General features: G+C 64.4%; 17 protein-coding genes. 15 read left to right on the forward strand and 2 right to left on the reverse strand.

Annotated elements, in window-relative coordinates; translation table 11 throughout:
- Window positions 1-347: 347 nt before the first annotated feature.
- The 5 genes from FAZ97_RS16940 (at window position 348) to FAZ97_RS16960 (ending at window position 5,008) form a co-directional block, all read left to right on the forward strand.
- Window positions 348-1,082, forward strand: coding sequence for a ribonuclease activity regulator RraA (locus tag FAZ97_RS16940; protein WP_158759609.1), 735 nt, complete (start codon window positions 348-350; stop codon window positions 1,080-1,082).
- 29 nt (window positions 1,083-1,111) lie between these two features.
- Window positions 1,112-2,041 (forward strand): SMP-30/gluconolactonase/LRE family protein, encoded by a 930-nt coding sequence (locus tag FAZ97_RS16945; RefSeq protein WP_158760966.1) that lies wholly within the window; start codon window positions 1,112-1,114, stop codon window positions 2,039-2,041.
- A 37-nt stretch (window positions 2,042-2,078) separates the two neighbouring features.
- Window positions 2,079-2,993 carry an aldose epimerase family protein gene (locus FAZ97_RS16950; RefSeq protein WP_158759610.1) on the forward strand — a complete coding sequence of 305 codons (915 nt, stop codon included), beginning with the start codon at window positions 2,079-2,081 and terminating at the stop codon, window positions 2,991-2,993.
- Between the two features lie 181 nt (window positions 2,994-3,174).
- The gene (locus FAZ97_RS16955; protein WP_158759611.1) at window positions 3,175-3,864 is read left to right on the forward strand and encodes a FadR/GntR family transcriptional regulator; all 690 of its coding nucleotides are present in this window, start codon (window positions 3,175-3,177) and stop codon (window positions 3,862-3,864) included.
- A 94-nt stretch (window positions 3,865-3,958) separates the two neighbouring features.
- Window positions 3,959-5,008: an alpha/beta fold hydrolase gene (locus FAZ97_RS16960; protein ID WP_158759612.1), complete on the forward strand. Its 1,050-nt coding sequence runs from the start codon at window positions 3,959-3,961 to the stop codon at window positions 5,006-5,008.
- Window positions 5,009-5,141: 133 nt separating this feature from the next.
- On the opposite strand, the gene phaP is transcribed toward FAZ97_RS16960, so the two are convergent.
- The gene (phaP, locus tag FAZ97_RS16965) at window positions 5,142-5,705 is read right to left on the reverse strand and encodes a TIGR01841 family phasin (RefSeq protein ID WP_158759613.1); all 564 of its coding nucleotides are present in this window, start codon (window positions 5,703-5,705) and stop codon (window positions 5,142-5,144) included.
- Between the two features lie 419 nt (window positions 5,706-6,124).
- On the opposite strand from phaP, the gene FAZ97_RS16970 reads away from it, so the two are divergent.
- Together FAZ97_RS16970 and FAZ97_RS16975 are read left to right on the forward strand one after the other, a co-directional pair.
- A complete protein-coding gene (locus FAZ97_RS16970; protein WP_233271779.1) occupies window positions 6,125-6,742 on the forward strand; it encodes a cytochrome b in 618 nt (205 codons plus the stop codon).
- 21 nt (window positions 6,743-6,763) lie between these two features.
- Window positions 6,764-8,230: a glycosyltransferase family 2 protein gene (locus FAZ97_RS16975; RefSeq protein ID WP_158759615.1), complete on the forward strand. Its 1,467-nt coding sequence runs from the start codon at window positions 6,764-6,766 to the stop codon at window positions 8,228-8,230.
- A 288-nt stretch (window positions 8,231-8,518) separates the two neighbouring features.
- Here the strand turns inward: FAZ97_RS16975 and FAZ97_RS16980 are convergent, their stop codons facing one another.
- Complete coding sequence (locus tag FAZ97_RS16980; protein WP_158759616.1) at window positions 8,519-9,244, reverse strand: DUF2459 domain-containing protein; 726 nt, start codon at window positions 9,242-9,244, stop codon at window positions 8,519-8,521.
- A gap of 308 nt (window positions 9,245-9,552) precedes the next feature.
- On the opposite strand from FAZ97_RS16980, the gene FAZ97_RS16985 reads away from it, so the two are divergent.
- The 8 genes from FAZ97_RS16985 to FAZ97_RS17020 all read left to right on the forward strand — a co-directional run bounded on the left by FAZ97_RS16985 (window position 9,553) and on the right by FAZ97_RS17020 (window position 20,307).
- The gene (locus tag FAZ97_RS16985) at window positions 9,553-10,959 is read left to right on the forward strand and encodes a circularly permuted type 2 ATP-grasp protein (RefSeq protein WP_158759617.1); all 1,407 of its coding nucleotides are present in this window, start codon (window positions 9,553-9,555) and stop codon (window positions 10,957-10,959) included.
- Window positions 10,960-10,999: 40 nt separating this feature from the next.
- Complete coding sequence (locus FAZ97_RS16990; protein ID WP_158759618.1) at window positions 11,000-11,953, forward strand: alpha-E domain-containing protein; 954 nt, start codon at window positions 11,000-11,002, stop codon at window positions 11,951-11,953.
- A gap of 52 nt (window positions 11,954-12,005) precedes the next feature.
- A complete protein-coding gene (locus FAZ97_RS16995) occupies window positions 12,006-12,806 on the forward strand; it encodes a transglutaminase family protein (protein ID WP_158759619.1) in 801 nt (266 codons plus the stop codon).
- A 53-nt stretch (window positions 12,807-12,859) separates the two neighbouring features.
- Window positions 12,860-13,741: a proteasome-type protease gene (locus FAZ97_RS17000; RefSeq protein ID WP_158759620.1), complete on the forward strand. Its 882-nt coding sequence runs from the start codon at window positions 12,860-12,862 to the stop codon at window positions 13,739-13,741.
- A gap of 114 nt (window positions 13,742-13,855) precedes the next feature.
- On the forward strand, window positions 13,856-15,553 hold the full coding sequence (locus tag FAZ97_RS17005) for an acid phosphatase (RefSeq protein WP_158759621.1): 1,698 nt from the start codon (window positions 13,856-13,858) through the stop codon (window positions 15,551-15,553).
- Between the two features lie 1,248 nt (window positions 15,554-16,801).
- Window positions 16,802-17,446, forward strand: a complete 645-nt coding sequence (locus FAZ97_RS17010; protein ID WP_158759622.1) for a hypothetical protein — start codon at window positions 16,802-16,804, stop codon at window positions 17,444-17,446.
- 574 nt (window positions 17,447-18,020) lie between these two features.
- Window positions 18,021-18,317 carry a hypothetical protein gene (locus tag FAZ97_RS35380; RefSeq protein WP_233271780.1) on the forward strand — a complete coding sequence of 99 codons (297 nt, stop codon included), beginning with the start codon at window positions 18,021-18,023 and terminating at the stop codon, window positions 18,315-18,317.
- Between the two features lie 574 nt (window positions 18,318-18,891).
- On the forward strand, window positions 18,892-20,307 hold the full coding sequence (locus FAZ97_RS17020) for a sugar efflux transporter (protein WP_158759623.1): 1,416 nt from the start codon (window positions 18,892-18,894) through the stop codon (window positions 20,305-20,307).
- Window positions 20,308-20,334 lie beyond the last annotated feature (27 nt).

Here is a 20,334-nt window from a genome sequence, read left to right on the forward strand (position 1 = left end):
GGCCCCTCATGTAAGACATCATTCTATTTGGAGCAAAGTTGTAAAGCAAATATTGATGTGCTGGGGGTTTCCCTAGTGCGGACTCGGGGTCGGACGCCCGGAGCGGCTTCTGGGCGCGGGTTTCTCGACTTGAATCGTGTCGTCGCAAGCATCGTTCGCCGAATCTTACGATGTATTTCGCGCCAATCCGACGGCGAGTCGTCATACATCCTGGCGCGGCTCGCAGCGCAATGGCGGGTTGACAATTTCCTTGTTGTATTACAACAATGCGACCCATCTGCTCGACAGTTTTTCGAGCCGCCGCCCGCGCCACGCGCACCACGACACACGACAACGGACGAGACACGATGAATTCCCCCGCCATCCCCGTGAGCGATGCCGCGCTCGAACAACTGCGCCACGTTTCCAACGCCACGCTCACCACGCAACTCTTCAAGCGCGGTCTGCGCAATGTCTTCCTGCAGGGCGTGAAGCCGCTCGCCGCGCCTGCGCCGGGCGCGCCGAACCTGGTCGGCCCGGCCTTCACGATGCGCAACATCCCGGCGCGCGAGGACCTCGACCAGTTGAGCGCGTTCCAGAACCCCGAGCATCCGCAGCGCAAGGGCGTCGAGACCGTGCCCGCGGGCGCGGTGCTCGTGCAGGACTGCCGTGGCGTGACCGACGCCGCCTCGATGGGCTCGATCCTCGCCACGCGCATGAAGGTGCGTGGCGTGGCCGGCATGGTGTCGGACGGCCCGGTGCGCGACAGCGCGACCATCGCCGCGCTCGGCATTCCGGTGTTCTGCGCGGGCGCCTCGGCGCCGCTCAATCTCTGCAAGCACCACACGGTCGACCTGAACGTGCCGATCGGCTGCGGCGGCGTGGCCGTGTTTCCGGGCGACATCATCGTCGGCGACGCGGACGGCGTGGTCGTGATTCCGCGCCATCTGGCCGAGGAAGTCGCGCGCGACGCCACCGAGCAGGAAACGCTCGAACGCTTCATCACCGAGCGCATCGAAGCGGGCGCGGCGCTGCCCGGCACCTATCCGCCGAACGAGGCCACGCTTGCTGCCTACGAAGCCTGGAAGAAGGAGCAGCGTTGAGCACGCAGCAGGCAGTGACGCTGGATGCAGTGTCGACAGCGCCGGCGCGTCCGCTCGAAGCGCACGATGCGCGCCGCTCGTCGGTAGGCGAGTGCCCCGTGTGGCGCGCTGAGGAAAGCGCGCTTTACTGGGTCGATATTCCCGCGCAAACGCTCGTGCGCTATGCGGTCGATACGGCGCGCCGCACGGAGTGGGCGCTGCCCGAGCGCATTGGCTGCTTTGCATTCGCGCGCGATGGCGGCGTGCTCGCGGCGCTGGAGACGGGACTGTTCGCCGTGACGCTGCACGAGCCGGCCGCGAACGCGCGGACAGGCGAGGTGAGCGTGCGGCCGCTCGCGGACGTGGCACACGAGGCCGCGCGCATGCGTTTCAACGATGGCCGCTGCGATCGCCAGGGCCGTTTCTGGTCCGGCACGATGGTGCAGGACGCTTCGGAGCCGAACCCGGCGGGCAAGCTCTATCGCTACACGGCGCACGATGGTTTGTCGGCGCCCGTGGTCGATGGCCTGTGCACGCAGAACGGCCTCGCATGGTCGCCGGACGGCCGCACGATGTATCTGTCCGACTCGCACGCGTCGAGCCGCCTGATCTGGGCGTTCGACTACGACATCGACGATGGCGTGCCCACGAATCGCCGCGTGTTCGCCGATCTGCACGACTACACGGGTCGACCCGACGGCGCGGCCGTGGACGCCGACGGCTGCTACTGGATCTGCGCGAACGACGCGGGCCGGTTGCTGCGCTTCACGCCCGAAGGGCGGCTCGAGCGCAGCGTCGCCGTGCCGGTTGCGAAGCCTTCGATGTGCGCGTTCGGCGGTGCGAATCTCGATGTGCTCTACGTCACGACGATCTGCCCGCCGCAAACCGGTGAGCAGGACGGCCTCGTGTTCGCCATCGACGCTGGGGTACGCGGCTTGCCCGAACCTGACTTCGCGGGTTCGCTGCGCGCCGCTACCTAACCGTTGCCCCAGACTTTTGCTCATCAAGCGACACGATATGCCGCAGTTTCAGGACCAGGACGTTATCGAACTCGCGTGCGGCGCTTCGCGGCTGCGGGTGGCGCCGCAGGCCGGCGGGCGTCTGCTTTCGTGGACGATCGGCGGCGCGCCCATCATCCATTGGCCCGACGCGCCGGACTGGAGCAAGCCGGGGCTGATCCGCGGCGGCAATCCGCTGCTGTTTCCGTTTATCGCGCGGCAGTGGGTGGATGGCCAGGTGGGCCGGTGGCGCGACGCGCAGGGCGTCGTGCGGGAGATCCCGCTGCACGGCTTCGCGCGCGATCTGCCGTTCGTGGCGCAGATCGCGCCGCAAGGCGACGGCGTGCGCATGACGCTCGGCGACAGTGCGCCGACGCGCGAGATGTACCCGTTCAGCTTTCGCTTCGAGGCCGCCTACCGCCTTGCCGACGAAACGACGCTCGACGTGGACCTCACCACGACGAACACCGGCGACGCGCGCATGCCGTACTGCGCGGGCCATCACTTCTATTTCGCGCTGCCGCACGCGCAGCGCGGCGAGGCGACGATCACGCTGCCGCACAACGTCTACCGGCGGCAGTTGCCGGACGGCACGACGACCGGGGCCGCGCCGGGCGCGACGCAGTATCGCTTCGACGACGCGCAGATCGTCGACCGCTTTCATTGTCTCGACGGCGAGCCGGACGGGCCCGTGCGCATCGACATGCCGTCGCAACAGCGCGCGATCGAAATCGATCTGCGCCGGCCCGGATCGGCGTCGTGGTATGCGGTCACGACCTGGACGCTCGCGCCCGATTCGGACTTCTACTGCGTCGAGCCGTGGCTCGGCCTGCCCGACGCGATTCATACCGGGCTCGGCCTGCGCTGGCTCGAACCGGGAGAGACGCAGAAAGCGCAGTTGCGCATCCGCGTGAGTGCGCTGCGCCAGGGCTAACCCGGGCAAAAGCGCGCGCAGCCGTAAATTGGCCACAAAGTGGTAAAGCGGGCTCAAGTGGGCTCGAGCGGGCTGAAACAGCCGCAAAACGGGGCTTGCCGGGAGCACGAGAACGCTATCGGCCCGCCATATGACTTACAATTGACGACACTCCTGACAACCCAAAGTGCACCGTCCGATCATGTCTGAGCAGAAAGCGCCGAATATGCCGGCGCGGATTTACAGCGACATCCTCAATCGCATCATCGAGGGCGAGTACAAGGAAGGGGAGCGCCTGCCGACCGAGCACATGCTCGCGGAGCGCTTCGCGACCTCGCGCCCCACGGTGCGCGAGGCGCTCGCCCAGCTGCGCGCGGACGGTATCATCGCCACGCGCCACGGTTCGGGCACGACGGTCATGCGGCGCCCCGATCCGGACGTGCGCCGCTTCGCGCCGCTTGAAACGCTATCGGACATTCGCCGCTGCTACGAATACCGTGTGGTGGTCGAAGCCGGGGCGGCCTCGCTCGCGGCGCAAAAGGCGGAAGACGAAGACATCGCCGCGATCCAGCGCGAGTGGGACAACCTGCAAACCATCATCGAGACCTCGGGCATTGGCGCGAAAGACGACTTCGCGTTCCACATGGCCATCGCGCGCGCCTCGAAGAACCAGTTCTTCATCACGGCGCTCTCGGGCATTCAGGAGCAGATGGTGTTCAGCATGAACCTGTCGCGCAACCTCTCGCTCGTGAAGTCGATCGAGCGGCAGCGCCTCGTGCAGCAGGAACACCTCGAAGTGCTCGAAGCGATCCAGGCGCGCGACGCCGAACGCGCCGCGATCGCCATGCGCGCGCATCTCGAGCGCGCCGTGAACCGGATGTTCGGCTCCTGAGCTTTCTTGCTGGCTTGCCAGGGCGGCGCGAGTGCCGCCCCTTCTCCTCGCGCGCGCAGCTTCCCAACGGCTGAAATTCGCGGCGAGTGCCCTCATGCGTTCAAACGTGCTTCGGCAACTGGCGGTGGCACTCGCGGCGAGCGCGCTGGCCGTCGCGCCGGCACTCGCGCAGGGGCGCCCCGTGCGTCCCGTCAGCGTCATCGCCGACGCGCGCATGCTCGTCGAGACCCCGCAAGGCCACGCGCAATTTCCGCTTTATGTGAGCGCCGACTGGAACGCGCCGCAGCCCACCGTGCGGCGCGCGATAGTCATCGTCCATGGACGGCTGCGTAACGCCGATACCTACTTTCGCACCGCGCAGCGTGCGCGCGAGCTGGCGGGCGTCGATCCTGCGAGCACGCTGCTCGTCGCGCCGCAGTTTCTCGCCACCGACGATGTGAGCGCGCACCACGCCCCGGGCGATCTCCTGAGCTGGCGCGGCAACGCGTGGATGGCCGGATCGAAGGCCAGGAGCGGCGTGCCGGTGAGTTCATACACCGTGCTCGACGACATCGCGCGGCATCTCGCCGACCGGCGTCTCTTTCCCAATCTGAAAACGATTGTGTTCGCGGGGCATTCGGGCGGCGCCCAGGTGTTGCAGCGCTACGCGATCGCCTCGCATGCGGACGAGCTTGCCGCCGAGGGAATCGACGTGAGGTTCGTGGTGGCGAGTCCGTCGTCGTATGCCTATTTCGATGCGCAGCGGCCCGACGCGAACGGCGCGCCAGCGGCATTCGACGCCTCGCGCTGCGCGGACTTCGACCACTGGAAATACGGCATGGAGAAGCGGCCGGCGTTCATCGCCGGGCGCACGCCCGCGCAGCTCGAAGCGGACTATGTGAAGCGGCGCATCGAATATCTCGTGGGCGGCAACGACAACGACCCGGCTTCGGTATCGCTCGACAAGAGTTGCGCAGCGCAGGCGCAGGGTGCGCAACGCGTGGCGCGCGCACAGAGTTTCTATCGCTACCTGCAAACCCGTCACGCGGACGGCTTGAACCAGATGTTTCATATCGTCCCGGGCGTGGGGCACGACGGTGCGCGCATGCTCACGTCGAGTTGCGCACTGGCGACGATGTTCGATACGGCAGGCTGCGCGCCTTGACGGCCCACGCGGCGCTGCAACGGGCCGAAAAAAGCAAACGGGCGTGAACCTCGCATTGCACGAGGTCCACGCCCGTTTTCAGTCCAGCCGGCGGCAGGGGTTGCCCCCGCCGGCGGAAAGTGAAGCCTAACGCTTAAGCAGTTTGCTTGGCGGCGCGTGCCGACGCTTGCGCGACGGCCTTCGTTGCGGCCTTGCCGGCGGCGTCGAAGTTGCTTTCCGCGAATTCCACGGCTTGCTTCGCAGCCTTGTTCACCGATGCGTACGCGCCGTTGGCGGCGTTCAGTGCCGACTTGATCGCAGCGACAGCGGCTTCCGAGCCGGCCGGTGCATTCTTGGCGGCGTTGTCCACGAACGTTTCGAGCGCGCGCTGTTGCGTTTCGTACTGCGACTGGGCGGCGGTAGCGAATTCGGCTTGCGCGGCCGAGACGATGCCGTAGACGCTGCGGCCGTAGGCGAGCGCCTTTTCGGCGGCGGGTTGGGCAAAGCCGGCTTGCGCGGCGAAGAAGCCTTGCGGGTCCTTGGCCGACAGCGCGCGGTGGGCTTGTTCCTGGCCTTCGGCGAACGCCGAACGGGCCGTTTCGATGTTGAGTTCGGCGAGCTTGATCGCGCCTTCAAATGCCTTGCTCGTCAGGCCGAAGAGGGCTTCGAGACCAGCTTTCTGGTTGGCGGCGAACTGTTCGGGGGTCGGCAGGTTCATGTCTCTTTCCTTTAGGTGGACGCTACGCGTCGGTTTCGGTTTCGGTTACGAAAATGCGAAAACTTTCGGTTCGATCACCGGTTCGCGCAGAGAAGGTTTTGTGCGATGCAGCAATCGACTTCATGGTAACCCATCCATAAATCGTGTCAAGAAGTTTTTGTGCGTCGCAACAATTATGTAAACGCCTGATTTTGGGTGGAAATTTCCAACAGGGCTCGTTGGCGAAGACTGCGGCCGTCTGCCGCCAAACTGGCAGAGCCGCCATCTAGCGGATTCTGCAGTGTCAGGGACGAGCGGGCATAATGCGCGAGTTCGCTGTGTGGGCAGCATCGCGCAACCCCGCCGGCGTGCCGCGCGCTGCGGGAATAAATCTGCCGCGCCGTGCGTTCTCCCTACTGATCCGCAACGGCCAAGCCCACGTGAAACCTTCCCTTTCCGCCGAATCCCCGTTTGTCGATGTCGCCGTCGGCGCGCAGAAATACACGCGCGTTGCCGTGCTATTGCACTGGTTGATTGCGCTACTGATCCTCACGAACGTCGCGCTGGGTTTGACCGCCGCGCTGTTGCCCGACGGGGCGCTTTCGGACACGGCCATCCGCTTCGTGATCGACACGCACAAGTCGATTGGCATTACCGTGCTCGGGCTCGCGATCCTGCGCGTGCTGTGGCGTCTCACCCATCGCCCGCCGGCGCTGCCCGCCGAGTTCCCGGGCTGGGAGCGCGCGTCGGCCCACGCCGCGCACGTCGCGCTCTACGTGCTGATCTTCGCCATGCCGCTCTCGGGCTGGCTCCACGACTCCGCCTGGGTCGCCGCCGCGTCGCATCCCATGTATCTCTTCGGCCTCGTGCAATGGCCGCGTATCGGCTTCATCATGAATCTCGATGCGGCCACGAAGGAACAATTGCACAACCAGTTCGGCGCGCTGCACACGGCGTGCAGCTATGCGCTTTATGGCGTGCTCGCACTGCATGTTGCCGGTGCGCTCAAGCATCAATGGATCGATCGTCATTCGGTGCTGCGCCGGATGATGCCGTGAGCAACACGAGAAGGGTACGACTTGAAAAACACGCTTGAAGAGGCGCTCGCCCGCTCGTCGCCGCGCCTTGTGCCGCCTCCCACGCCGTTCGCGAGCATCGCGATTCATCTGGGCGTCATGGCGCTCTGGTTCGTGCTGTTCGCGCGCGCGTTCTTCCTGCAAGGCGTGGTCGCCTGGTCCACTGGCATTGCCTATGTCGTCTACGACACGGTGTTGCTGCTGTTCGTCGCGTGGAAGGCGCGCGTGCTGCTCGCGCCTGCGGCAACGCCCGCCGCCGCAGGCGACGCGAAGCTGCCGACACTCGGCGTGATCGTCGCCGCGCACAACGAAGCGGCCGTGCTGCCGATCACGCTCGACGCGCTGTTCGCGCAAACCCGCGCCCCGCAGCAGATCGTGATTGCCGACGACGGTTCGACCGACGGCACCGCCGCCTTGCTCGCGCAGCGCTATGGCCTGACCGATCCTGGCGTTGAGCAGATGAGCGCACCTTCGCCGCAGTATCCGACTCTGCGCTGGCTGAAGCTCGCGCACGGCGGCAAGGCGCGCGCGCTCAACGCGGCATTGCTTGCGATCGCAACGGAAGCGGTCATGACCGTGGACGCCGACACGCTGCTCGAGCCCGACGCATGCGCGGCGATGGCGAGCGCATTTGGCCGCGAGCCGGCACTCGTCGCGGCGGCGGGTCTGCTCACGCCGGTTTGCGACCATACGCTCAGCGGCCGCTTTTTCCAGTGGTTCCAGACCTACGAGTACATCCGCAATTTCATCTCGCGCTTCGCGTGGATGCGCGCCGACAGCCTCTTGCTCATCTCGGGCGCGTTTGCTGGCTTTCGCCGCGACGCCGTGATGGCGGTGGGCGGCTTCGATGCGGACTGCCTCGTGGAGGACTACGAACTGATTCACCGCTTGCGCCGTTACTCCGCGCGCAATGGCCTCGGCTGGGACGTGCGCGTGCTCGGCACGGCACGCGCGCGCACCGACGCGCCCGGCACGCTCACGACCTTTCTGCGTCAGCGCCGCCGCTGGTTCGCGGGCTTTCTGCAGACGCAGTACTGGTATCGCGACATGACCGGCAATCGCCTGTATGGAAAGCTCGGCCTCATGATGCTGCCGGTGAAGGCGTTCGACACCGTACAGCCCATCTATGGACTGACGGCGTTCGCGCTGTTGATCGGCTTCCTGTTCGACGGGCGTTTTACGATCGTGCTGCCGGTGCTCGGCGTGATCGTCGGCAAGATCGCGATCGACCTCGCGTTTCACATGTACTCCGTGCATCTTTACCGGCGCTGGAGCGGCGACCGCACGCACTCGAGCTTCGGCATGGCGTTCCTTGCGGCCATCTTCGAGCCGTTCTCGTTCCAGTTGATGCGCCACAGCGGCGCGGCGCTCGGCTGGCTGCATTTCCTGCTCGGGCGGCGCAAGTGGGGCGTGCAAAACCGCACGGGCCTCGCGGCGGCGCGCAGCCGCGAGAGCGCTGCGTCCCAATGATCTGATTTCAGCGGCATTCGACTTGCTCCCACGTTGACAGGACCGCGCCCAAGCGCGCGGCGCCGGCCTTTAATCCGGTCAGGGAGAGTCAAATGCATCGATTCAGCGCTATCGCTTTTCTATTGCCGCTCGCGCTCGCAGGTTGTCTGTCGTTCAGCAGCAGCGATCCGAACCCGCCTCCGCCGCGCACCGTTGTTGTTCCGCAGCAGCCGGAGGCCGACGCGCCGCCGCCTCCGCCACCCCCTCCGGGCGCGGCTTGTGTTGCGCCATGTTGATTTGCCGATCGATTCACTGGCTCGCGGCAGCCTGATGTGGAAAGTGAGGCATCGCGCCATCGGGCGCTTTCGTTTCGAGCGCGTGCCGCACTTCCCGCATCAGACCGCCCGCGAACAGCACGTCCGGTACATCGGAGAGACCTGCCGAACGCAGCGCGCGTGCGGTCCACGTATTGCACGTATGAAAGGCGTCGTAAGTCCCCGACGCCGCGAAATAGACGCTGCCCACGTAGGGTCCTTCGGCGAGGCGTCGCGGCGCGCCTGACGCATCCGTTTCCAGCGAAGCGCGCAAATAGCGCTGGACGCCGGCAAGTCCGGCGTCGTCCACGGGCACTTCCACGACGTTCTGCGCGCCGAAGGCGACTTCCGGCGGCGCACGCAGCACGGTCATGAGCACGGTGGCCTGGCTCGGCATGAGCGCACCGATCATCGTTAGCGGATCGTGGCGGCGCTCCACCACGTATTGCCTCTCTCCAAAGCCGAAGCACAGGACCATTGGATTGTCGAACTCGTGCGCAAGTGCGCTGACCCAGGCATCGACGTCAACTACACGCAAGCAGATGTCGGTGTGCCAGTCGCGCTGCACAACGGCCACGTAAGTGCGCGTTGGACCATCGGCGACCGGGTCGATCGCCGCGGGCAAGGGGCCCTCCATGTTCGTGCATGCGCCTTGCATGACCGCGAGCACGACCGCGCAAAGCGCTTGCCAGGCAGCGATTTTGGTAGGACGCTCGTTCACGCAGGTCGCTTCGGTCGTTGAGACCCAGGCCCGTTCAGTTGCTTGTCGCTTCTGCATATATCGTGCCGCGCGAGCGCGTTGCACCAGCGTGAAGCGCAAATGCGACACAGCACTGACATGCCCTGTTTCGATACTGCCGATCATGCCCGAGTTGCACCAATCGAGCGCATGAAACAAGGCCCGATCGCGATGGCATACGCCTTGCTTTTTAGCCTGTACCGCAGCGCGCTACGCCTCTCGCCTCATTCATGAGACGAAACGCGGCAGCGCCGCTGACGCAGTTTGCACTCACGCGCGAGAACGAACCGATGCAAGTCCATGACGAAATGCGCGACGAGGGCGCGGTGCGCCCGCACTATGAACGCTTCCAGCAATGGCTGGAGAGGCAGACTGGCGAGACGATGGCGCGCAAGCGCGCCGAGGCGGACCTGTTGTTCAGGCGGGTCGGCATTACGTTCGCGGTGAATGGCGACCTCTCCGGCACCGAGCGTCTGATTCCTTTCGACCTCATTCCACGCATCATTCCTGCAGACGAATGGGCGCTGCTCGAGCGCGGATTGCGCCAGCGCGTGCAGGCGCTCAACCTGTTCCTGCACGACGTCTATCACGAGCGCAACATCGTGCGCGCCGGCGTGATTCCGGCCGGGCAGGTCTACACCAACGCGCAGTACCGGCCGGAGATGCAGGGCATCGACTTGCCGCTGGGCGTATATGCGCATATCGCGGGCATCGACATCGTGCGCGATGGGCGCGACGGCGCGTTCTACGTGCTCGAAGACAATCTGCGCGTGCCTTCGGGCGTCTCGTACATGCTCGAAAACCGCAAGATGATGATGCGGCTCTTTCCCGAGTTGTTCGTCCAGCACAAGGTGGCGCCGGTCGCGCATTATCCCGACCTGCTGCTCGATACGCTGCGCTCGGTGGCGCCCGAAGGCGTGGACGATCCGACCGTGGTGCTGCTCACGCCAGGCATGTACAACTCCGCGTATTTCGAGCATACGTTCCTCGCGCAACAGATGGGCGTCGAGCTGGTGGAGGGTAAGGATCTTTTCGTAGAGGATAACTACGTATTCATGCGCACGACGCAGGGACCGCGTCGTGTGGATGTGATCTATCGGCGCGTGGACGACGATTTTCTCGATCCGCTGGCGTTTCGTCCGGATTCCGCGCTTGGCGTGCCGGGGCTGCTCACGGCGTATCGCGCGGGCCGCGTTGTCCTCGCGAATGCCATGGGCACGGGCGTGGCCGACGACAAATCGATCTATCCGTATGTGCCCGACATGATCGAGTTCTACCTCGGCGAAAAGCCGATCCTGAAGAACGTGCCGACATGGCAATGCCGCCGTCCCGACGATCTCGCCTGGACGCTCGAACACCTGCCGGACCTCGTCGTGAAGGAGGTGCACGGCGCGGGCGGCTACGGCATGCTCGTCGGGCCTGCTTCCACGCGCGAGGAAATCGAAGCGTTTCGCGAGCGGCTGATCGCGCGACCGGGCAACTACATCGCGCAGCCCACACTGTCGCTCTCTGCTTGCCCGACTTTCGTCGAGGCGGGCATCGCGCCTCGACATATCGACCTGCGGCCCTTCGTGCTCTCCGGCAAGACGATCCAGATGGCGGCTGGCGGCCTCACGCGCGTCGCGCTCAAGGAAGGCTCGCTCGTCGTCAACTCGTCGCAGGGCGGCGGGACCAAGGACACCTGGGTGCTCGAATGATTTCCATTGCCATGATGCACGTACAAGAAGAGGTTCGATCATGCTGAGCCGCACCGCCGATCATCTGTTCTGGATGGCCCGCTACATGGAGCGCGCGGAGAATACCGCGCGCATGCTGGACATCAATCTGAAGGCGCTCCTGCTGCCCGGCAGCGCGGACGCGGAGCCGCGCACGCATCGCGCGATGCTGCGCATCTCCGAGCTGGAGCCGGCTTTCGATGCCCGCCACGAGGAAACGACCAGCAGCAACGTGCTCAAGTTTCTCGTTGCGGACCCAACGAATCCGTCGAGCATTTACTCGTGCCTGCAGGCGACCCGCGAGAATGCGCGCGCGGTGCGCGGCACGCTCACGACGGAATGGTGGGAAACCATCAACGATACGTGGCTGCAATTCGTCGAGCTGTTGCGCGGGGGGGAACTGGAATCCCGTCCCGATGCGCTGTTCGAGTGGGTGAAGTTCCGCTCGCATCTGTCGCGTGGCGTGCGCCTCGGCACGGCGTTGCAGGACGACGCGCTGTTCTTCACGCAGCTCGGCACGTTCCTCGAACGCGCGGACAACACGGCGCGCATTCTCGATGTGCGTTTCGTCGATGTGGAGAACGCCGACTCGCGCTCGGCGGCGCGTCAGCTCGAGGACTTCTATTACTGGACCTCGATTCTCAGCTCGGTTTCCGCGCTCGAAATCTATCGCAAGGTTTACCGCGACGTGGTGACGCCCGCGCGCGTGGTGGAGCTGCTCATCCTCAACCAGCAGATGCCGCGCTCGCTGCTGGCGTCGCTCGACGGCGTCTGCACGAATCTCGCGATGCTGCGCACCGACAGTTCGCGCGAAGTCGAGCGCACCGCGGGCAAGCTGCGCGCCGAGCTGCTTTACGCGGACCTGCGGCAGATTTTCTCGATGGGCGTGCATACGTTTCTTACGCAGTTTCTCGCCCGTGTGTACGAGCTGGGCAACCAGGTCGCGCGCACGTATTTGATGTTGCCGGTTGGTTAGCGCGATTACGCGCTCATCGATATTCAAAACGTCTCGATGGAGGATTCACCTCATGCAACTCGCGATCCGGCACGACACGGTGTACCGCTACGAAGCGCCCGTGCATTATTCGATCCAGCAGTTGCGGCTTTCGCCGCTCACCACGCCCACGCAGGTCGTCAAGCAATGGCACGTCGAAGCGCCGGGTAAGCTCGATACGAGCCGCGATGCCTATGGCAACGCGCTGACGACGCTGGTGCTCACGCGCCCCCACAAGGAAATTCGCCTGCGCGTGCGTGGCGAAGTCGAGACGGTGGCGCTGCCCGATGGCCGTTTGCCTGAAGGCGAGGGCACGGTGCCGATGCACCATTTCACCTCGCCCACGCGCCTCACCGAGGCCGACGCGGCCCTCACGGAATTCGCGTTCAGCCTGCCGCCGCTCGACGACACGGCGGCCATTCTGCACGCGGCTTCGCGCATCACGGAGCGCGTGCGCTATGAAGCCGGTGTCACCGACGTGACACACAGCGCAGCGGACGCGCTGGCGCTGGGCCGTGGCGTGTGTCAGGATCATGCGCATGTGATGCTCGCGGTGTGCCGTGCGCGCGGCGTGCCGGCGCGTTATGTGAGTGGCTATATCGACCCCGGCGACGTGCCCGAGATGGCGAGCCACGCGTGGGTCGACGTCTGGCTCGACAACGGCTGGGTGACGGTGGACGTCACGCACGCGTGTTTTGCCAGCGAAAAATATTGCCGGATCGCGGTGGGGCGCGACTACGACGCCGCCGCGCCAGTTCGCGGTCGTCGCGTGGGCGGCGCTGGAGAAACGCTCGATGTCAGCGTGCACGTGAGCGCGCTGCAGTCACAGCAGTAGTTTTCCCGCTATAACAAATACAGCGGCGAAGGCAAGGATGGGCAAGGAGGCGCATGACGTACTGTGTGGCAATGGCAGTGGAAGAGGGGCTCGTGTTCCTTTCGGACACGCGCACGAACGCGGGTGTCGATCACATCAGCACGTCGCGCAAGATGGCCGTGTTCGAAGAGCCCGGCGAGCGCGTGCTCGTGCTGCTCGTCGCGGGCAACCTGGCGATTACGCAGGCGACGCTCCAGGTCTTGACCGAGCCGCAGGAAGCGGGGCGCGCGACGCTCTGGAACGCGCCAACCATGGTCGAGGCCGCGCGCGTGGTGGGCGAAGCCGTGCGCGAAGTGCACCGGCGCGACGCCGAAGCGCTCAAGACCTTCAACGTCGACTTCAACTGCAGTTTCATCCTCGGCGGCCAGATCGGCGGCCACCCCATGCGGCTGTTCCAGATCTACGCGGCCGGCAATTTCATCGAGACGTCGAGCGTCAATCCGTATTTCCAGATTGGTGAGTCGAAGTACGGCAAGCCGATCATCGACCGCGTGCTGACGCCGTACACGCCGCTCGACGAAGCCGCGAAGTGCGCGCTCATCTCCATGGATTCGACGCTGCGCTCGAACCTCTCGGTCGGCCTGCCGCTCGACCTGCTCGTGTACGAGCGCGACGCGCTGCGTGTCACGCGTTATGCGTCAATCGATCAGTCGAATGGCTATTTCCAGATGATTCATTCGACGTGGGGCGAGCGGCTGCGCCAGGTGTTCGGTGAAATTCCCGATCCGCTCTGGACCGACGAAGGCAACGTGCCGCGCCACGAGCGCACGACGTTGCCGAGTGCACCGCGCCCCGCGCATGACGGGCATGTGAACGAACCGCGGCCCGCGCAAACGCTCGCGCAAGCTCAGCCACACGGCGCTTCGACTACGCCGCGCATGCCGCGCGACGGTTAAAGGGGCGTCTTGATTTCCCTTTTGCCTCGCTAACTGCCGAACCGGTATCCTCCTGCGTAATATTCGCGGTATGCCGCGCGTCATGCGCGTCCCCTCGACCATGGAGGCAGGCTGATGAAGCAGAACGACGACACAAAGAACGGGCGCCCCGAAGAACCTTCCATTCCCGCAGGTCCGGACGACCCCACACGCCGCCGTGTGCTCGGCGGGCTGGCGGCGGTTGGCGTGGGCCTCGCGCTCGGCGGCTGCGAGACGCCGGTGCAGAGCGCGTCGAGCGCGCCGCGCAGTGCCGCCGACGCGCGCGTCGACGCCGCGCTGCGCGACCAGGTGCGCCAGATCGTGGTGATCTACGCGGAGAATCGCAGCTTCGTCAATCTGTACGGCAATTTTCCGGGCGTGCAAACGCCGCTGGCGAGCGTGAGCGCCGAGCGCTACGCGCAGCTCGATCGTGACGGCAGGACGCCGCTGCCGCAGTTGCCGAAAATCTGGGGTGGCCTCGTACCCCAGGCGCAGGAACTGGATGGCAAGCGCTACATGATTGCGGAGCATCAGATCACGGGCCTTTCGAACGGCCCATTTCTGATCGTGGATACGCATGGCAAGCCGTTGCCGAACGGCATCATCACGCGCGATCTGGTCCATCGCTTCTATCAGAACCAGATGCAGATCAACGCGGGGCGCAACAACCAGTTCGCCGCGTGGGGCGATTCGGGCGGCCTTGTCATGGGCTACTACGAGAATTCCGCGCAGACGTTGAAGCTCTGGAATATCGCGCAGCAGTACACGCTCTGCGACAACTTCTTCATGGCCGCGTTTGGCGGCTCGTGGCTCAACCACATCTTCCTGATTTCGGCGCAGGTGCCGCAATACGCCGATATCCAGACGAGCGCCGCCAAGCATCTCGCCTCGGTCGTGGAGGGCGACGATCCCGCCGGCACGCGCCTGAAGGTCGCGGCGAACTCGCCGGCCTCGGCGCTCGACGGCCCGCCGAAGTTCGTGAACGACGGCCTCTTCACGCCCGATGGCTACGCCGTCAATACGATGGCGCCGCCGTATCAGCCGAGCAATGTGCGGCCTTCGGAAGACGGCAACCCCGCGCTCGCCGACCCATCCAATCCGCGCGTGCTGCGCCCGCAGACCTACGCGACGATCGGCGACCGGCTCTCGGCAAAGGGCGTCGACTGGGCCTGGTACAGCGGGGCGTGGCAGTACGCGCTGGACCATCAGGACACGGGCGCGGTGCCCGACTTCCAGTACCACCACCAGCCGTTCAACTACTTCGCTAACTTCGCGCCGGGCACGGCCGCGCGCTCGCGCCACCTGCGCGATGCGGGCGTGGGCGACGATCCGTCGACCAACCGTCTGCTGGCGGACATCGATGCGGGGCGCTTGCCTGCCGTCACGTTCTACAAGCCGCAGGGCAACCTGAACATGCACGCAGGCTATGCGGACGTCGAATCGGGCGACCGCCACATCACGGCCGTGATCGAGCACATCCAGCGCGGCCCGCAATGGGCGAACACGATGATCGTCGTGACGCACGACGAGAACGGCGGCTGGTGGGATCCGGTCGCGCCGCCCGTGGGCGACCGCTGGGGCCCGGGCTCGCGCATTCCGGCGCTCGTGATCGCGCCGTTCGCGAAGAAGGGCTATGTCGATCACACGTTCTACGACACGGTTTCGATCCTGCGCTTCATCAGCCGCGTGCATGGGCTTGCGCCGCTCGATGGCGTGGCTTCGCGCGATCAGGCAATCGTCTCGCGAGGGCAGACGCCGCCCGGCGATCTCACGGCGGCGCTCGATCTGGCTTGAGTGCTGTTTGCATCGATGGGGAGAGGGCGGCGCCGGCCGCGAAACGTTTGCGCCGCCGCCCCCCGGTTGCCCATCGGAAGCGCAAATTGATGCAAGCGCGACACAAGCGACGAACTCTCCATCCGATCAATGAGTTGGCGCACTCTCCAGGCGGTTATCAACAGGTTTGTCACCAAAAACTGTGGACAACTTTGCTGCGCAGAAAACGTGCATTTTCTGTGGTGTTTGAGGACTTTCCGTTTCTAATCATGGGCTTGGTGCGGATGTCCAGAAGTTGCCCACAGGGCTGTCAACGGAAACTGTGGACAAAGCACCAACGCGTTTTTCGGTGATGTGACGCCACTGCCACAATCGGCAACTCTGCGGACAATGCGAGTCGCGTCAAGCACTTGGCGCAGTCGTCCCTGGGTTACGCACAAGGCTCTCCACTGAATTTGTGGAGAAGTTTGGTTCGCGGGGCACGGGTCCCGCAAACATCTACTCTGTTTAATTTCAGCCTGGCTGTCGAGATCGCGCGTCTTCATCACGAAGTCGAACGACATCTGGTTTTCTTCGAATGCATGGCCGTGCTGGCAGAAAGGGTGAAGGAGACCACGACTGATCCAGCCCGGTTGAGGGCGCTGGAATGTCTGCTCGAACTCGTTCATTTTTCTGCTGAAGCCTTCCTCGAACCCGTGCCTGAACTAAGCCCCGCATAAGCATTGCTGCTATGCCTTGTGGGTAATGCGATGCGTCCTTGACGATGCGCCAGGCGCTGCGCGGCGCTTGCGGGTAGCGTGGGTAGATTTGTCCATTTGCGCAAGCGCTGCGCATTCTTAGGTTAGCAGTCCATATCAAGGAAATGTCCTATGGCGGAATCAGACAATACTGGAAGATTTATCACAGGCAGGCAGTCGGCCCACATGGAAATCGTGCGGCGCTACCGGGATTATCGTGCGCCCGAGGGTGAGGATATCCCCGTCCGAGTCACCAATTTGAACCCGCAACACATTAAGGTGCTTGAGAATTCGGATGAGTTTCCTGATGGGACCGTCAATCTTGCACCGCATAGCACGGTGACGTTCAAAATGAAGACGACCAGCGCTAGTAAATTTGCCGCTGGCACTTACGACCTGAATGCAGGCGCATTCATGGATATAAAGGTCGTCGGTTTGGAGTCCAGCCTGGTTCGTGTCGATTTCCATTCGGACTACAAGAATCCAACCCGCGTGACCTTCGACCGCGACTATCCCTCGACTCCACAGGAGCGTGAGCAGTGGGAAGCCGAAACTGAAGCGCCAGGCGTGGCTGCTGCGTCAGATCACCGGCGAGGCCGACCAGGCCGACCAATTGCTGGGCCTGCTGCTCGACGCCAAACAGGTGTCGGAGGGCACGATCCGCCACTTCTGGTACAGCCGCCTCAAGGGCCTCGCGCAGCATGCGAGCCTGGGGGCGGTACGGGAATCCACCCTCAAGGTGGAACAGCATGGGCTCGATCCCGCAATTGGTCCTCAGGCTCCGGTGGCGCGCTGGCTGCTTCAGGCGCTCGCCGCGAAGATGGCGCAGTTCGGTCAGGGAGCGCAGCTCGTCGCGCTGCCTCACAGTCAGGGTATTTCATTGAACGTGGTCGCGAAAGAACGTGCCCCGGTCGATGTGCCGTGGAAGGAACAGTACGACTACGACACGATGCTGATCCCCGAGTTATTGGGCCTTCTGTCCGCGTGGGAGGCTTGCATGCTGGGGTTTCCAAAAGGCTGGAACGATGCCGATACCTTCATCACGTGCGTCTGCGCCGGTACGTTCATCGTGCTGTTCCTCTACCGCTTTCGCGCGAAACTCCCCGCCGTGCTGGAAGGTATCGGCGATTTTATCGGAGACCTGATTGAGGAAATATTTTTCTCCTGGAGGAGGTAGCCGCCGTGTGGCGCTGGTACGAGAAGCAGGGTAGACCGTGCTGGATCAGTGCGTACCGTGATCGCCCGCAGGTGCGCTTTGTGGATGCGTGGCGACGCATGGAAGCCTACCAGCGGGCGATGAAGGCTGAATACTTGCGGCACAGGAAAAATCACAGGGTGTGATTTTCCCGTAGCCCTATCATCAAAACAGCGGGGAAATTGAGGGAGTATTAAATTGTACAACTAAATAAATCGGGGCCAAGCGAGCCACTTGGCTGGGTGATTGCTTTCGCTGAAACGGGCGGGAAGGCCAGCTATCACGGTTGTTCGATGTTCGATGTTCGACGGTCAGGCGGCGCTGCGCTACTACCCGCCGCCTTTCGATGCACTGGTCGATATCGGGCGAACGCCCGACCTTGCGTTGGCGAAAGCGGGCTTCACGGTGCAGCCGGTCAGCGCTTTCCGGGTGGCCGGGACGACAGCAACGGGGCATGCCTCAGTGATTGCCAGCATGCACGTGGCGTGCCCGCTCCGGCCGGGTGCTGGTACGCGCAGACGGGACACCGGATGCCGTGCTGTCCACGGCTCCGGTCATGGAGTCCAGGAAGACGGTGCGGGAGCTGCCTGCACCGATCAGCTTCCTGATCGAGCGCATTCGCGAGCGGGCCGGGTTGTTCGCCTGGCGGGAGACGGTGCAGACCTTCAGCGCGTGGGACCGGCACAGTCTGGAGGCGCTGGCCGGGCAGGCCTGGCGGCATACCCCGGTTGTGGAGATAGATGGCGCGGACCCTGACTTCGACCAGTTCGCCGTCTACGACCCCGAGTTCCGGCAATGGCACGTTGTCTCTGCTAACCAGGTCATGAACGACTGCATGCCCCTCTCATGCTGACTGTGGGGAAAGTTTCTGTAGTTCCCCACGTGTGCATCGCAGCATGCACAATTGACCTGTCGAAGATTTTCCTGCACAAGTGACTTGTTAAAGCGGTGTTCGATTTGCCGTTAGCTTGCGTCTCTTGCAGGACACATGTTTAATCTGTAGACCGTCCCCCCCATGGGAAACGTGGGGGAACGATGTTGGTGGGCGTGTGGGGAATGCCAGTTTCCCCCCACATGCCCCGCAAAGCCTTGTGCCAAGGGCTTCAGCGCTGTGGGGAAATACTTGCCCAGCTTTGCCAACAAAATCTGTGGAAAAGCACCAGCGCGCTTCTCCGGGATACGCCGCCACTGCCACAATCAGCAACAACTTTGCACACAACCCTAATCGCTTCAAGCACTTGGCGCAGTCGTCCCGGGGTTACGCACAAGCCTGTCCACGAAACCTGTGGATAGCCCACCCATATGTTGATCGTTGCCGAATCAACCTTGCACAGTGTGGGAGTTCGGCCCGATAATCGGCGTCGATATGGCCGTCGCGTGACCGCGCGCGCACGGGCAACTTTCTCCTCGCCACTACCCGCCGCGCCGTGCTCAAAAACTCGCGCTTTGCCGGTCTTCTGCGTATTCCTGGTTTCCTGCCGCTCGCCGGCGCCACCCTCATGCTGGGCGTGGCGATGTCCTTCACCGCGCCTTACCTTTCGCTATTCGGCGTCGAACTCGTCGGCATGACGCCGTTCCGGCTCGGCGTGTTCATGACCGCCATCGCCACGAGCGGCGTCATCGCGAGCACCGCCGCGGGCCGCTGGAGCGACGCCACCGGCAAGCACCGAACCCTGTTGCTCGTCTCGCTGTGCGCCGCCACGCTCGGCTATCTCTGCCTGTGCGTCGTGCGCGATTACCGGCTTCTGCTCCTTGTGGGCATCGCGTTCATCGGCGCGGGCGGCTGCGCGCTCTCGCTCGTGTTCTCGTTCAGCCGCGCGGCGCTGCCCGCACGCGACGACGCCGAGCGGACCTTCGCGAGCGCGACGCTGCGCACGATTCTTTCCGCGGCGTGGGTGTTCGGCCCCGCGGTTGGCGCGCTCGTGCTCGCGGCGACGAACTTCTACGGGCTCTTCCTGTTTGCGGCGGCGAGCTTCGCGGCGTGCGGCACGATCGTCTGGCGCATGCGCGAGCCGCGCCACGACGAACACGCCACGCAACATTTGATGGCGCGCCCAACCTCCGGCGAAGTCGCTCGGGAGATGAGCGCTGAAAGCGCAGCGGAGTACGAGGGCCAGCCGCTGACGCAGGCCGAAGTGCAGCCGGGGGTGCCACGCGACCCCGCGCCGCTGCCAGCGGCGGCGGGAACGGCAAAAGCAAAGGCGAAGGCCGCGCGCCCGCCCGCGCCCGCCATGGAAGGCTCGCAGAAAGACATCATGCGCGCGATCGTTGCGCTCACACTCATCGGCCTCGCGGCCAACGCGACGATGATCGTGCTGCCGCTTTACATCGTGCATGGCCTGCGCGGTACGCGCATCGACGTGTCGATCATGCTCGGCCTCGGCGCGTTCATGGAAATCCCGATGATGCTCGCGCTCGGCGCGCGCGCCTCGGTGCTGAACAAGACGTGGTGGCTGGCCGCGTGCGCCGTGGTGCACGCGGTCTACTTCGTTGCGATGTCGCTGGCGCCTGGCGTGCACGCGCTGATCCCGATGCAGATCCTCAACGCCTTCGTGGTGGCCGTCACGTCGTGCCTTGGAATGACCTTCGTGCAGGATCTGATGCCTTCGTCGCCGGGGCGGGCGACGGCGCTCTTCTTCAACGCGTCGCGGCTCGGCTCGATTCTTTCGGGCGTGCTTTCCGGCTTGCTCGTGCAGGCGTTCGGCTATCGCGGCACGTTTGTTTTTTGCAGCCTGCTCGCGCTATGCGCGCTCGTGTTGTTCGCCGTGCCCGGCGAGCAGTATCCGAAAATGGCGCGCGCCGTGCGGCGTTACCTGCGTGAGCGGTTGAGCAAGCGGGGCTAGTGCCTGGCAATTTCAGCACCGCTCATC

The organism is Paraburkholderia acidiphila (assembly GCF_009789655.1).
Lineage (GTDB): Bacteria > Pseudomonadota > Gammaproteobacteria > Burkholderiales > Burkholderiaceae > Paraburkholderia > Paraburkholderia acidiphila.